16 protein-coding genes are annotated in these 14208 nt (G+C 64.3%); 4 read left to right on the top strand and 12 right to left on the bottom strand.

Going from position 1 to position 14208, the window contains the following annotated elements; translation table 11 throughout:
- Positions 1 to 7: 7 nt before the first annotated feature.
- From B9Y86_RS06720 to B9Y86_RS06705, 4 genes are all read right to left on the bottom strand, one after another.
- Complete coding sequence (locus tag B9Y86_RS06720) at positions 8 to 856, bottom strand: carbohydrate ABC transporter permease (protein ID WP_244894666.1); 849 nt, start codon at positions 854 to 856, stop codon at positions 8 to 10.
- A 74-nt stretch (positions 857 to 930) separates the two neighbouring features.
- Positions 931 to 1842, bottom strand: coding sequence for a carbohydrate ABC transporter permease (locus B9Y86_RS06715; RefSeq protein ID WP_244894665.1), 912 nt, complete (start codon positions 1840 to 1842; stop codon positions 931 to 933).
- Between the two features lie 143 nt (positions 1843 to 1985).
- Positions 1986 to 3281 (bottom strand): ABC transporter substrate-binding protein, encoded by a 1296-nt coding sequence (locus B9Y86_RS06710; protein ID WP_085484300.1) that lies wholly within the window; start codon positions 3279 to 3281, stop codon positions 1986 to 1988.
- A gap of 139 nt (positions 3282 to 3420) precedes the next feature.
- Complete coding sequence (locus tag B9Y86_RS06705; protein ID WP_176223286.1) at positions 3421 to 4446, bottom strand: LacI family DNA-binding transcriptional regulator; 1026 nt, start codon at positions 4444 to 4446, stop codon at positions 3421 to 3423.
- Positions 4447 to 4623: 177 nt separating this feature from the next.
- Between B9Y86_RS06705 and B9Y86_RS06700 the strand changes: the two genes are divergently transcribed.
- Entirely contained in the window at positions 4624 to 4857 is a 234-nt protein-coding gene (locus tag B9Y86_RS06700) for a hypothetical protein (RefSeq protein ID WP_085484296.1), read from the top strand.
- Positions 4858 to 4871: 14 nt separating this feature from the next.
- Here the strand turns inward: B9Y86_RS06700 and B9Y86_RS06695 are convergent, their stop codons facing one another.
- On the bottom strand, positions 4872 to 5237 hold the full coding sequence (locus B9Y86_RS06695) for a GntR family transcriptional regulator (RefSeq protein ID WP_085484294.1): 366 nt from the start codon (positions 5235 to 5237) through the stop codon (positions 4872 to 4874).
- On the bottom strand, positions 5234 to 6286 hold the full coding sequence (locus tag B9Y86_RS06690; protein ID WP_085484292.1) for a hypothetical protein: 1053 nt from the start codon (positions 6284 to 6286) through the stop codon (positions 5234 to 5236). Before B9Y86_RS06690 ends, B9Y86_RS06695 begins: the two co-directional genes overlap by 4 nt.
- Before the next feature lie 149 nt (positions 6287 to 6435).
- Here B9Y86_RS06690 and B9Y86_RS06685 point away from each other — a divergent pair, with 149 nt between their 5' ends.
- Entirely contained in the window at positions 6436 to 6804 is a 369-nt protein-coding gene (locus tag B9Y86_RS06685) for a PadR family transcriptional regulator (protein ID WP_085484290.1), read from the top strand.
- A complete protein-coding gene (locus B9Y86_RS06680; RefSeq protein ID WP_085484288.1) occupies positions 6801 to 7568 on the top strand; it encodes a hypothetical protein in 768 nt (255 codons plus the stop codon). Before B9Y86_RS06685 ends, B9Y86_RS06680 begins: the two co-directional genes overlap by 4 nt.
- 118 nt (positions 7569 to 7686) lie before the next feature.
- Here the strand turns inward: B9Y86_RS06680 and B9Y86_RS06675 are convergent, their stop codons facing one another.
- The 5 genes from B9Y86_RS06675 to B9Y86_RS06655 are packed head-to-tail and all read right to left on the bottom strand — an operon-like array spanning position 7687 to position 12856.
- Entirely contained in the window at positions 7687 to 8466 is a 780-nt protein-coding gene (locus B9Y86_RS06675) for an ABC transporter ATP-binding protein (RefSeq protein WP_085484286.1), read from the bottom strand.
- Entirely contained in the window at positions 8463 to 9323 is an 861-nt protein-coding gene (locus B9Y86_RS06670) for an ABC transporter ATP-binding protein (protein ID WP_085484284.1), read from the bottom strand. The genes B9Y86_RS06675 and B9Y86_RS06670 overlap by 4 nt, the downstream gene beginning before the upstream one ends.
- Entirely contained in the window at positions 9320 to 10219 is a 900-nt protein-coding gene (locus tag B9Y86_RS06665; protein WP_217809180.1) for an ABC transporter permease, read from the bottom strand. Before B9Y86_RS06665 ends, B9Y86_RS06670 begins: the two co-directional genes overlap by 4 nt.
- Positions 10216 to 11271, bottom strand: coding sequence for an ABC transporter permease (locus B9Y86_RS06660; protein WP_244894664.1), 1056 nt, complete (start codon positions 11269 to 11271; stop codon positions 10216 to 10218). Before B9Y86_RS06660 ends, B9Y86_RS06665 begins: the two co-directional genes overlap by 4 nt.
- Positions 11272 to 11281: 10 nt before the next feature.
- A complete protein-coding gene (locus B9Y86_RS06655) occupies positions 11282 to 12856 on the bottom strand; it encodes an ABC transporter substrate-binding protein (RefSeq protein WP_139824783.1) in 1575 nt (524 codons plus the stop codon).
- 259 nt (positions 12857 to 13115) lie between these two features.
- Here B9Y86_RS06655 and B9Y86_RS06650 point away from each other — a divergent pair, with 259 nt between their 5' ends.
- Entirely contained in the window at positions 13116 to 13700 is a 585-nt protein-coding gene (locus tag B9Y86_RS06650; RefSeq protein ID WP_139824782.1) for an Lrp/AsnC family transcriptional regulator, read from the top strand.
- Here B9Y86_RS06650 and B9Y86_RS06645 read toward each other — a convergent pair.
- Entirely contained in the window at positions 13672 to 14058 is a 387-nt protein-coding gene (locus B9Y86_RS06645; RefSeq protein ID WP_085484280.1) for an avidin-fold protein, read from the bottom strand. The genes B9Y86_RS06650 and B9Y86_RS06645 overlap by 29 nt on opposite strands.
- Positions 14059 to 14208: the final 150 nt, after the last annotated feature.

Raw genomic sequence — 14208 nt, 5'->3', positions numbered from 1 at the left:
TGTGCCCCTACTTGGTAGAACCGGCGGTGATTCCGCGGGTCAGCGTTCGTTGGAAGATGAGGAAGAAGATGAGGGTCGGGATGAGACCGAGCAAGGCAGACGCACTCGTGGTCGTCACATCCATGAGCCTGTCGCCCTGAAGGGCGGTGATGGCGACCGGAACCGTCTGATTCGCGTTCGACACGAGGAAGGTGAGCGGAATCAGGAACTCGTTCCAGGTCCAGATGAAGAAGAAGATCAGCAGCACCGAGAGCGTGGGCCGGCTGATGGGAACCACCACGCGGCGAAGAATCTGCCAGCGGCTCGCGCCATCGAGCGAAGCGGCCTCGATGATCTCTTTCGGGAACGTTCCGAACACGGCCGACAGCAGATAGGTGCCGAAGGCGCTCTGCACCACGGTGAAGATGATGATGACGCTCCACACGTTGTCGTAGAGGCCGACCTGCTTGAACATGAAGTACAGCGGGTAGAGCATCGCCTCCTGCGGCAGGGTGTTGGCGATCATGAACAGCACCAGAACCCAGACGCGGCCCTTCACCCGGCCGATTCCGATGGCGTAGGCGTTGAAGACCGAGACGATCACGGCGAAGACGGCGACGGTTCCGCTGATGAAGAAGCTGTTCCACAGCTTCTCGGGAAAGTTCACCCGCTGCCAGAAGTTGGCGATGCCATCGGTGTAGATGCTCGACGGAAGGCTGAGCGGGCCGCCGTTGGCGTAGTCCGTGGGCGACTTGAACGAGTTCACCAGAATGATGAGAAAGGGCACGGCGATCAGGGCGGCGACCAGAACGACGGCGATCAGCAGAATCCAGTCGCCTACTGTGCGTCGCGGCTTCTGCCGGTGCGGTTTGAGCACGGCGTTCCCTGAGCGCCCGTTCCCTGAGCCTGTCGAAGGGCGGCCTGCCGAAGAGCGTTGCAGTGTGGCAGTCATCAGCGTTCGTTCTCCAGACGTTCTGAACGGTTCTGAGCAAGGATGAAGATGATCGTGAGCACCACGATCACGACAGTCAACGCGGTGGCGATGGTTGCTCCATAACCCACCTGCTGGCTCTGGAAGAACTCGCTGTACGAGTAGTAGCTCGGCACGATCGTGGAGTCGCCGGGGCCGCCGCGGGTGAGCGCGTAGATCGGGCCGAAGACCTTGAGGGCAGCGATCGTGGCGGTGAGCACCACGACGTAGATCTCGGGTCGGATGATGCTGACCGTGATCGCGGTGAAGCGCTGGAACCAATTGGCGCCATCGAGCTCTGCTGCTTCATATAGCTCCGGATCGACGCGCTGCAGGGCCGCCATGAAGATCACGACCGGGTAGCCGATCTGCACCCAGACCATCACCACCATCACGCTGAGGAGTGCGGTGTCGGGGCTGCCCAGCCAGTTGTGCTGCAGCGCACCGAGACCCACGGCATCCAAAACCGTATTGAGCGCGCCGTTCTCGGGCCGCAGAATCCAACCGATCACGATGGCGGCGATGGCCACGGGCAGAATCTGCGGAAGGTAGTAGGTGGCGCGCAGGAAGCTGGCGAACTTGCCGCCGAACTTCTTGCCCACGAGATCGAATAGCAGGGCGGCGAGCACCAGGCCGAGAAGCGTGGGCACCACCACCATCGCGACGATCATCGCGACGCTGTTCTGGAACGACACCCAGAATTTGTCGTCGCCCATGAGCTTGACCCAGTTGTCGAGGCCGATCCATTCGGGCGGGCGGATGCCGCGGTACGACGTGAAGCTGAGGTAGATGTTCCAGACGAGGGGAACGAGGATGATGATCGTGAACAGCACGAGGCCGGGAATCAGGTAGAGCCAGAATCCTCGTTTGCGCACTCCAGGGAGGAGGCTCATCTCCGGTGCTCGGCGACTCCGCGTTATGACGGAAGCGGGTGGCAGCGTTGCCATGGAAAGTCCCTTTCGTGCGAGGTGGATGGCCCTTCGACAGGCTCAGGGAGCGGGCGTTCCCTGAGCCCGTCGAAGGGCCGGGAAGCGAACTACTTGCCGGTGATGTCAGCCACGCCGGACTCGTACTGATCTCCGAGTTGCGTGTTCATCTCTTCGGGCGTGGTCGATCCGTTGATCAGCTCCTGCGTCGCAGCGACGATCTGGTCGTAGAACGTCGAGGTGGGCCAGTCGGGGTAGAACGCCAGTCCGTCGCGCTCGGTGAGCGTGTTGAAGTTGGCGATCAGTTCCTGGCTCTTCGGATCGGTGATGTCGGCCGTGTTCGCCGCCACCGGAACGCCACCGTTGTTGCCGATGAGCGCCTGGATCTCGGGGCGCATGGTGATGTCGATGAACTTGTACGCCAGGTCTTTATTGGCGGCGTTCTCGGGAACCACCCACAGGTTTCCGCTCGATCCGGGAGCCAGCTCAGAGCCGGGGAACAGGAATGTTCCCCAGTCGAAGCTCGTGGCCTCCTTGATGATGCGGCCGTACCACCACGAACCGGAGACCATGATCGGGTACTTGCCCGAGATGAACGAGGTGCCCATGTCTTCAGCCTTGAGGCCGGTCGTGTCTTTCGATATGTAGCCCTTGTCGACGTATTCCTTGAGCTTGTCACTGGCGTAGCTGAGCTCGGGGCCCTGCCAGTCGACCGGGTTCTTGTAGAGCTGGTAGTCGTCGACGAACGACCGGTCCGCCTTCGACAGCGCGAGCTGGTACCAGAGCTGACCGATAGGGTACTCGGCGCCTGCTTCTGCCAGCGGAGTCACTCCGTTGTCGGTGAACGTCTGAAGGGCCGCCTCGAATTCGTCATAGCTCGTCGGAACGGCGATGCCGTACTTCGCGAACATGTCCTTGTTGTAGTAGACCTCGACGTACTCGCCGTAGTTCGGGATCCCGTACCAGGAGCCCGAGCCCATCACACCCTTGTCGTCGTAACGGGCCGTCGTCTGCAGCGATGGCGCCAGTTTGTCCGCCCATCCGTACTTCTTCACAGCATCATCGAGCGGCGACAGCAGGCCCTGGCTCGCAAGCAGGCCCGCGGTGGCGTTGCCTTTGTTGTATTCGAGAATGTCGGGGGCCTCATTCGAGTTGAGCACCTGGCTCGATGTCGAGCGGATCTGCTCGAAGCTCTTCGCCTCGAACTCGACCTTGGCGCCGGTCTCCTCTTCGAATGTTTTGATCGCCTGGTTCCAGGCGATGCCCATCGCGCTGTCTTCGCTCTCGAAATGCCAGAGTTTGAGTGTCTTTCCGTCTTCGGCCGGGGCTGCGGTCGAGCAGCCAGAGAGCAGTGCTCCCGCGGCGGCCATGGTCGCGAGCACGGCGAGTGTGCGTTTCAGTTTCATGTGTCTACCTCCTTGTAGTGATGAGCTGCCGGATCCTCCGGCGGTCGTACTGACGAGCTGTGGTGCTGTGGATCGGCGATCGTCGGCGATGCGTCGAAGCGCTTCGATAATGCGCGCAGAACTCCCTTCGATTCGAATGTCAGGCCGGGTGGACGGCGGGTCGGGGCGCCGCGATGGAGCCGCGGTCGAGGAACGTCGGGGCGATGAGCGTGACCTGTGGGTCGCCGAGCGAGTCGACCAGAGCCAACGCGTTCTCGACGGCCGAGTGGCACATCTCATCGAGGGGAAGGGGGATCGCGCTGAGCGGCGTCTCGAGCTCGTCGGCGGCATAGCTCGCGCAGGCGGCGAGCACCGAGAGGTCTCCTGGAATCGACAGCCCGAGCTGGCTGATGCGACGCAGGGCCCCTTCGACGATCGGCTCGTTGCAATGGAAGACGAGCGCGGTCATGTCTGGAAGCTGCTCGCGCAACAAGTCGTACGCCTGCGCGCCTCCCGTTCGTCCGATCTCCGGCCACTGGGTAGCAGTACGCACACCTCGCGCCCGGCACTCGTCGTCGAAGCCGTGCGTGAAACGGCGGATGAAGTTGGTGTCGCGGTCGACATAGCTGTGCGGATGACCGATCACGCCGATCGAGGTATGCCCGGCCTCGGCGAGCATAGTCACGGCTTCACGCCCCGCCCGATCGAAGTCGAGGTCGATGCACGACATGTCGTCGACGCCGGGCGGAATGCCGATGAAGGCCGACGGGAGACCGAGGCGACGCACCAGCGGAACCCGCTCGTCGGTGGTGGCGACACCCATCACAACAACTCCGTCGATCAGCGACCGCGAGGCGGCACGACGGATGCCGGACACTTCGTCGTCGGTCGCGAGCAGCAGCACGTCATAGTCGTGCGCACGCGCCGCCTCGACGACGCTCGTCACGAAACGCATGTGCGTGGGCAAGTGACCGTCGGGGCCGAGGGGCGCGCTCAGGGCGAGGATGTTCGTACGGGCTCCCGCAAGCATCCGAGCGCCGGCGTTGGGCTCGTACTCGAGCTCGTCGATGGCGCGCATGATGCGCTGACGCGTGGATGCGGCGATGGAGCGCTTGCCAGAAAGTGCGTACGAGACCGTGGAGATCGACACGCCCGCGGCCTGCGCCACGTCGTTGATTGTCGCCATTGTCGGACTCCGGTGTCTCGAGGATGTGCTTGAGCTGTTTAAGCGCTTCGATACTGAACGCGCTCTCAGCAGAGTACGACGCGAAGCGCTTCGACACAAGAGATATTGCGGACTCGTCCAACAAATCGTCAACCCTCGCAGGGGACGCGATTCGGTCGCCTCTGTACAGTCGAATAGATGAGCCCCCATGACGACGACCGCGAACCGCTTGCCGATCCCGCCGCCGCCCCGAAGAAAGAGGCTCCCTACGAGGCCCTGTTTCCCAACCTCGACAAGGTCTCGTCGTCGACGTTCAAGAAGGGCACACTCAGCCGACGCCGAGTCATGATCGCCGTGGGCATCCTGGCCGCCGTCGCCGCCGTCATCGTTGTGCTGATCGTCGTATCCGAAGCGCTGCTCGGCCCCAGGTAGGACCGATCGATGACTCAGTGACTCTCGGGCCCCGGCTGATCTGCTGCCCAGACGGCGCGAAGAATGGCCACGACATCCTCCAAGGACACCCCCGCATCTTCGCCCGCTTCCGCAAGTGCGCGCGCGCGTTCGATGACCGCCTGCGGAGCTCGTGATGCTCCGGGTGCGACGCGGGTTCCTGCAGCGGTGCGTGTTACGACGAGACCCTCGTGCTCCAGAGCTTTGTACGCCTTCGCCGCAGTTGCCTGAGCGACGTCGAAGTCTTTCGCCGTCTGGCGCACGGTAGGAAGTCGTTCGCCGTCACCGAGGCGCCCCGAGCGGATCGCCCCTCGAAACAGCGCCGCGATCTCGTCGGCGGTACTCGGGGTCGTGCCGCTCATCGGCGAACGCCCGAGAGTGCCGTCTCGTCGTTCGAAGTGCCGGCCGCGGCCGCGGCGCGACGCGACGCGACCAGAGCTCGCGCAGTGTCGACCGCGAGTCGCAGCAGGAAGGCCACGCCCGCCGTCTGGAGAAGATGACCCACCAGATTCATGGGTCGTGCGATCGCGTAGTAACCGCTGCCAACGATCACAGGCTCGGCAGCGAGATCAGCCCCCTCGCTCGGCCTCACCTCGTTCAGTGCGATATTGCCCTGGCCGATCGAACCCGCATGCATCCACACCGCACCCAGGGTCGTGATCAGGCCTCCCAGAAGAAGGAACGTGAGCACACGGGCCGTCAGCTCGCGTTCTGCACGAACACTGGATGCCGACGACCGGGCGAACAGCGGCCGATTGGCATCCGCACGGAGGCCCACGATGAAGACGACCGCGGCAACAGCCAAGACGACGAGCGTGGGCAGGTAATTGGGCCAGCCCGCGCCAGCGACAAAACCGTACCCACTGTTGAAGGTCATGAAGATGGGCAAGTCGGTCGGCAGGGGAACATTTCCGAGGAATTGCGCATCGCTGGGCGCGGACGCTCCGATGGCACCCTGCCAGACCGCGGTGCCGGCAAGCAGCACGGCTGCGATGCCCGAAATCCAGAGCAATACCCTCGACACGAAGGTATGCCACGGCCGCCGCGGAGCGATCGCCCGCTCCCCCGGGGCGGGCAGCGGCATCCGGCGCAGGGCGAGGGCAGCAACGGCGACAACGAGGGCTGCCACGAAGAGCGGAGCCGGTCGACGCCACCACCCGTCGAAACCGGATGTCGAGTGTGCGTACGACGCGACGGCGACGGCACTCACGACGGTCGCGACAACGACGACCAGCAGCGATCCCGCTATTCCGACCCATGCGAGCAGCTTCGTGCGGGCCCCCTCTCTCGGAAGAGAGATGATGCGTCGAGGTCGAATCCACGACAGTGCGAACAGCACGACGCCCAGAGTCAGCGCGATCTCCGGCGGCGGCATCAGGTTCTTGATCGTGATGAGCAGAGACAGGAACATTCGACCTCCAGCGATAGGCGTTCGACCCGTGCGAGCCACTCGACTTGTACTGGAAAGCTAGCACAATCTTGTACTAGATAGAAAGCACAACATTCTGACCTCACGTAGCAGTATTGACAAAAAGGAAGCTATCTTCCTATTCTGTGACCATGCCGAGACGCAAAGCGGGAGTAATCCTACCGATGGAGTATTCGATTCTGTCTGCAGTGGTCGAGTTGTCCGCATCACGGACCGACCCCTACGGGTACACGATTGCAGCCTCGATCGCGAGAGCAGACGAGGGCCGAGGGCTCACCGCCCACGGCACCCTCTACAAGGCCCTCGGTCGATTGGTCGAGAGCGGGATGCTCGTGGCGGCCTGGGAGGCGCCGGAAACGGCCGAGGGCGAAGGCCGCCCACGGCGCCGGCTCTACGAGGTGACGGCAGCTGGCGCTAAAGCACTCCAGACGCACGCGAACGAGAAGCTCTCCGCGAGTACCGCTTTCACCCCAGTGCCTGGCCGATTGGCCACATCGTGAAAGGCCGCGCCGGGTTGCCGAACCCCGGTCTGACGGTCTGGGTGCTGCGCTGGGTCGCCCTCTACACGCGAGGCCTTCCCGAGGGTGCAGCGCGGGATCGCGCCGACGAGATCGCGTCCGACCTCTTCGAGCACAACGCCGCCGCCGTCGCGGCCGACCAGTCGAAGCGAGCCACCACGTTGAGCATCCTTACTCGCGCGCTCACCGGAATGGGCGCCGATGTGCTCTGGAGAGAGCGCCAACTGCAGCAGGAGCACCGGCGACAGCTGTCCGTCGCCTCGCCTGCGCTGCGCACCCGATACTCCCGAGTGGCCAGAGGCGCGGTCGCCCTGGGCGCCGCCGTCGCCATCCTGACCCTGGCCTCCACGATCAGAGTGCTGACAAACGTTCCCACCGCGTGGGGAGTTTCGTCGGTCACGGGCCAGATCGCCGTGACCGTGGGCGTTCTTCTGGCGCTACTGGCACTGCTGCGCTCGAGCAGCCGCATCCTTGGCGCCCTGTTTTTTGCAGCGCTATCACTGCCGCTCTGCCTTGCGGTTGCCCAGAACACGATGTACATCAGCCTGACGCTCGCCCAGGTCATGCAATCGGCGCTCGCACCGTTCGCGGCGACGTCGTACTACCTGGCCTTCGCCGTTCTATTCATCCCAGCCTACCTGCTCATCGCCGTCTTCATGACGATCGCGGTGAGGCTGCGCGCCCTTCATCGACGCATACGCCTCGAGGCATACACCCCCGCTCACGAAACAACGATGCTCTACTAAGGTCGCGCCGCCGCACGTGGACGATCGTGATTCGGTCGTCAGCGCGGGTCTTCTCGCCGAGCGCGGTGGTTGCGCCACCGCGCTGCGCGCGAAGTCCCACGTTCGGCAACGGCGGCGGTCAGCCCGGCAGAATCCCCAGGCCGTCGACCTTCGGAATCGCCGCCAGCAGCTGCTGCGTGTACGGCTGCTGCGGGTTCGACCACACCTCGTTCACGTCGCCGCGCTCCACGATCTGCCCCGCCTTCATCACGGCCACGTCGTCGGCGATGACCCGCACCACCGAGAGATCGTGGCTGATGAACAGCAGCGAGGCCCCGGTCTCGAGCGCGAGATTGCGCATGAGCCCCGCGACCCGCGCCTGCAGAGACGCGTCGAGGGACGCGATGGGCTCGTCACCGACGAGCAGGTCCGGCCCCGAGGCGATCGCCCTGGCGATGGCGATGCGCTGGCGCTGCCCACCCGAGAACTGGTGCGGAAAGCGCGACCGGGCCGACGCATCCAATTCGACGTGCGCGAGCAGATCGGGAACGGTCCAAGCCGAGCTGTCGGGGTTGACCTTCAGCCCGTCTTCGATCTGCTTGCCGATCGTGCGTCGCGGGTTCAGCGAAGCGTACGGGTTCTGAAACACCATCTGGATGCGCAGCAGTTTGCGATCGCGGGTGCGCATTCCGAGTCGGGTCACAGGAGTGCCGTCGAACGTGATCGATCCGCTGTCGAGGCCTTCGAGTCCGCAGATCGCGCGCGCGAGCGTGGACTTTCCGCACCCGGACTCGCCGACGAGCCCCAGCACCTGACGGGTGCCGAGAGTGAGGCTCACGTCATTCACCGCGACGAGCCGGGGCTTGCCCGCGACGCGGTAGCTCACCTTCACACCATCGAGTTCGAGCAACGACGTCATGATGCGTCTCCTGTCGAGGTCGAGTCTGGCGAAGTGGGCGCAGAACCGTCGTGCGGCAGCGCGTCGATGAGCGCCTTCGTGTAGGGATCGCGGGGAGCAGTGATCACCTGGAACCGGTCGCCGTGCTCCACGATCTCGCCCTCGCGCATGACCGCGATGGTGTCGGCGAGCGCGCTCATCACACCGAGATCGTGCGTCACCAAGAGAATCGCCAGACCGAGGTCGTCGCACAGCTCGCGCAGCAGCCGCAGGATTCCGGCCTGCACGGTCACGTCGAGGGCGGTCGTGGGCTCGTCTGCGATGAGCACGCTCGGGCTGCACATGATCGCCGAGGCGATGGCCACCCGCTGCAGCTGCCCGCCCGAGAACTGGTGCGGATACTTCTTCAGCGCGCCGGCGGGGTCGGGCACCTTGACCTGTTCGAGCACGACGCGGGCGCGCTCGAGAGCCTCGCGCCTCGACATGCCGGTGTGCTGGCGCAGGTGATCAGTGAGCTGAGATCCGATCGAGAGCATGGGGTGCAGGCTCGACGTGGGGTCTTGGAACACCATCGCGATGTCATTGCCACGCAGGCTGTTGAGCTTCTTCGTGGGCAGCTCGTGCAGGTTGCGTCCGTCGAACTCGATGACGCCGCCGACCGTCGCCTGAGCGGGCTGCAGACCGAGAACGGTCATGCCCGTCATGGTCTTTCCCGATCCCGACTCCCCCGCGAGGCCCGTGATGCGACCGGCGGGAATGTCGAGGGAGATGCCGCGCAGAATGTGCTTGGCCTTGTCGCCGCGACCGATCGAGAGAGTCAGGTCGCGAATACTGAGACCGCCGGATGCCGCGGGCTGGCTCGCGGGGATCGCGCTCACAGGGCTCGTCCTTTCACGGCGTCGGCCGTGCGCGGATCGAGACCGTCTCGCAGCGCATCGCCGAGGAAGTTGAACGCCAGAACGACGGTGAGGATGGCGAGGCCCGGGAACACCGAGATCCACCACGACGAGAAGTTCTGCACACCATCGGAGACCATCGCGCCCCAGTCGGGAGTCGGCGGAACGGCGCCGAGACCCAGGAACGACAGCCCCGCGAGCAGCAGGATGGCCGTGCCGACATCGAGGGTGGCGAGCACGACGACGGGCGCGATGATGTTCGGCAGGATGTCTTTGCCGAGCGACGTGAAGGGACTGTTGCCGAGCAGGCGGCCGGCCACCACGTACTCCGATCGCGAGGCCACGACCACGAGAGAACGCGTGACGCGCGCGTACGCCGGCCACGACACGATGAGCATGGCGATCACCGCGTTCGTGAGGCTCGGGCCGAGCGATGCCGCGATGACCATGGCGAGGATGATCGTGGGGAACGCGAAGACCAGGTCGGCGATGCGCATGATCACCTCGTCGGCGACCTTGCCGAAGTAGCCGGCGATCGAGCCCGCGATCGTTCCGACGAACAGCGACGACACCACGAGAAGCAGAGGCAGGATGATCGACACGCGCGCGCCGTCGAGAACGCGCGAGAGCACATCCCGGCCCAGCTGGTCGGTGCCGAACAGGTGCGCAGCACTCGGCGGCTGCAGCCGGTCGAAGTCCTGAGCCAGCGGATCGGCTGGGCTGATCATCGGCGCGAACAGGGCGAGCAGCAGCCAGATGACGATGATCGCCGTTCCGGTGACCGCGAGCGGATTTCGAAGAGCTGCCGGGAACCGCATCCGGCGTCTGGCTGCGACAGCCAGAACATCCGGCTGGGCGGGCGCTGTGGTCTGGCTCATGCGGCTCTCACTCTCGGGTCGATGAAGCCATAGGCGATGTCGACGATGAAGTTCAGGCTGATGTAGACGATGCCCACCACGAGGCCGACGCCCATGATGGCGGGAAGGTCGAGCTTGGTGGCCGACGAGAAGGCGTATTCGCCGAGGCCGTGCCACGAGTAGACCTTCTCGACGAGCACGGTTCCACTGAGCAGTGAGCCGAACGCGATACCGAGCACCGTGATGATGGGCACGAGGGCACCACGCAGCACGTACTTGAGCACGACCGTGCGACCGGTGAGCCCCTTGGCCCGAGCGCCGCGCACGTAGTCGGCGTCGAGCACCTCGAGGATCGCGGAGCGCGAGAAGCGCGTGAGCAGGCCGATCGTGTACAGAGCGAGAACGGATGCCGGCAGCACGAGGTGATACACCGCGTCGCCGAACGTGGCCCACTGTCCGGCGAGCAACGAGTCGACCGTGTAGAGGCCGGTTACATGGGGAGGGGCGATCGCTGCCGGATCGAGCCGACCCGAGCCCGGGAAGAGCTTGAGCTGGAAGAAGAAGATGAAGTACACGAGCAGCGCCATCCAGAACGCGGGAACCGAGAGCCCGATGAGGCTCACGACGCGGATGATCTGGTCGATGAAGGTGCGCTGGCGCAGAGCGGCCCAGAGGCCGAGGCCGATTCCGATGATGGCCGAGATCAGGATGGCGCCGACCGCGAGCTCGATGGTGGCGGGAAAAGCCTTGCCCAGCTCGGTCGCCACGGAGGTGCGGGTCTGGGTAGAGGTACCGAGATCGCCCTGAAAGAGGTGGCCGAGGTAGGTGAAGTACTGCACCGGCAGCGGCTTGTCGAGGCCCGCGTTCTCGCGGAACTGCGCCACGATCTCGGGATTCGCCGCCGCCTGCTCGCCGAGGGCCGCCTGCACGGGGTCGGCAGGCACGAGGTTGGTCAGGATGAAGGTCACGAGGGTGACGCCCAGCATGAGCAGGGCCGTCACCCCCAGACGGATGGCGAGGTAACGCGCCAGCGGGGGGATGCCCGCCGGCGCGCTACGCTTCTCCGCTTTCACGGCGGTGCTGTTACTTGATTCCGGCAAGATCGATCGTCCAGACCGGGTTCAGGCTGACCGCGGTGATGCTCTTCGAGGTGACCACGTTCTGAGCCGGCTGCAGCAGCGGAACGAACGGACCGGATGCGTTCTGCGCCTTCTGCAGTGCGGCATAGGCGCTCTGTCGCTCATCGGTCGAGACAGCAGCCTTGGCGGCGGTGGCCAGGTCGGTCACCGTCGAGTCTGCGCCAGCGGCCCAGCCTGCACGCAGGCCGACGAGTTCGCCAGGCGTGAATGCCAGGTAGTTCGACGGGTCGGGGAAGTCGGGGCCCCAGTACCAGAGACCGACGGTCTCCTTGCCGCCGCGGTAGGCATCCAGTTCGGTGGCGACCGGCGCGGGGGCCAGCACGATGTTGATGCCGACCTCCTTCAGCTGTGCCTGAACCGACTCGGCGACGCTCTGCAGCGATAGACCCTGAACGGTGATGTCGTTCGGGAAGTTGAGCGTGACATCCTCGCCCTTGTAGCCCGACTTCGCGAGCGCCGCCTTGGCAGCCGCGGCATCGTGCTGGTTGCCGTCGGACGCGTCGATCGCACCGACGAACAGCGACGGAATGAATCCGCCCGGCTGCACGGATCCGTCACCGGCGAGGTCGACGATCTTGTTGTAGTCGATGCCGGCCTTGACCGCCTTGAGGAAGTCGGGGTTGCTCGTGATCGCCGAGACAGAAGGATCCTGGTTCAGAAGCAGGAAGATCATGTAGCGCGAGGGGCTCGAGAGCACGGTCACGTCGGAGCTGCCGACCTCGGCGACCTGGTCGGGGTTCAGATCGAGAGCGACCTGCGACTCGCCGGCCTGGATGTTGAGCTTCTGCGTGGGGCCCTGCACATTGCGCAGAACCACACGGTCGTAGGCCGGGGCGTCACCGGTGTACTTCGGGTTCTTGGTGAAGACCACCTGCGAGGCCACGTCGAACGACTCGAGCATGTACGGGCCAGAACCTGCGGATGCGCCGTTCAGGTAGGCCTCGGCGCCGTCGGCGTCGGTCGCTGTTCCGCCGTTTGCTTCGACGACCTTCTTGTTCACGACGCTAAGCGCGGGGTTCGGGAGGATGTACGGAAGCGCCGGGTTGGGCGTGGCCGAGGTGAGCGTCAATGTGGTGTCGCTCGTCTTGGCGACGGTGATTCCCCCGAGCAGGAACGAGGGGTTGCCCTTGATTCCCTGCACCCGCTGCAGCGAGAAGACAGCATCGTCGACGGTCACGGGGGTGCCGTCAGAGAAGACGTGGCCGTCTGCCATCGTGAGAGTCATCACCGTGTTGTCGGCGTTCATCTCGTAGCTCGCGAGTCCGTCGATCGGCTTCGTCACGTCGTCACCCTTGAAGGTGAGGAGCGTTTCGTAGAGCGCCTTGGCGACGATCGAGCCCGTCGTCTCGTATTCACGGTTGGGGTCGGCCGTCTTCAGGTCGAACGACGAGTCGACGACGACGGACTTGCCGCCGGACGAGCTCGAGTCGCTCGATCCCGCGCTGCAGGCGGTGATGCCGAGCGTGGCGACGACGGCGATGCCGACGATGCCGACGACGCGGCGGAGTGGTGACAACACGAGGGTGGTCTCCTATCGGGTGATGAAGGTGCTTATCGGGTGAGGAAGGGTGCTGGGCGAGTATTGCTGTGCGGTCGGTCAGTGAATTCTGCACCAACCAGATGTGGAATGTTGTCTTGAAATTACTTCTCACACAGATCAAGTGTCAATCTGAAGGTTCGATGTCAAGACAAAGTGGTGACAAACCTCTGTATTCCGACATAACATCTCTAAACGAGAGATTCTGCAGCAGCAGACACGGACAAAACAGGGGGTCGTCTTGGATCTTGATGAGACGCACGTGCGCATGCTGGAGATCCTGAGAGACAACGGGCGAATCTCCATCGCCACGCTGTCTGAAGAATTGGGCATCTCACGATCGAACGCCTATACGCGTTACGAGTCGCTGGTGCGCAATGGAGTGATTCGCGGGGTGCACGCCGACATCGATCCGACCGCTGTCGGGCTGAACGTCGCCGCCATGGTGTTCGTCACGGTCAGGCAGAGCCAGTGGTCTGATTTTCGCAGCCGCCTCTCTACCCTCGACGAGCTCGAGTCCTTCACCGTGATGACGGGTGAGCACGACGCCATGCTGCTGGTTCGCGGTTCGGGGGTCGCCGCCATCCACGATCTCGTCGCCACGCGGCTGGCGCAGTGGCCCTCCGTCAAGGCCACCGTGACCGTCTTCATCATGGACGAGATGGCGTCGAACGTGTCGCTGCGCATGGGAGAGTCAGCCAGCGACACGCTGCAGCAATCGGGCGAGCGCTACGGAATGACGCGGTTCGTGCGCACCAGCGACGAACGGGCGAAGAGCGCAGAGAACGCTCAGAACGCTAGGCGCGCACCTCGCGGCACACGCTGACATGGTCGGCCCCGTCAGGTCCGACGAAGTCCTCGGTCAACTCGAGCACGCCATCGGCGGCGCGGCTCACGACCGAGGTCGCCGAGCCGGCGGTCGTAGATCCGTCGACGCCGAGGTGCACGAATGACACGTGCAGCACGTTGCGGTCGCGGTATCCGCTGAAGCGCCCCACGACCACTGTGTCACCGGTGTATTCACCCCAGATGACGCCACGATCCTCGCGATAGTGAAAGCGCGACGGCGCCGTCGTCGACACCGCGCTCGCAGTCGACGAGACCATGTCGAACACCGTGTCGTCGATCGATTCGTCGAAGGTGCTCGAGGCTGCGGCAGAGGATGCGTCGGAGGGGGTGCTCATGATCGCCCACTGTTCCGGAGTGCGACTCGACTCGTCAATTCGTGCGCAGAAAGTCCATCGCCAGATGTCAGCTACATGACATCAGTGGACGATTGAACGCCAGCACTCGAATACACAGGACGAATTGTCGAGAGCGGCGTAACGAGCTTG

This window comes from Agreia pratensis, assembly GCF_900177685.1.
In the GTDB taxonomy this organism is placed as follows: Bacteria; Actinomycetota; Actinomycetes; order Actinomycetales; family Microbacteriaceae; genus Agreia; species Agreia pratensis.
The sequence above is the reverse complement of the archived record's forward strand: the minus strand, read 5'-3'. Positions and strand labels throughout refer to the sequence as shown.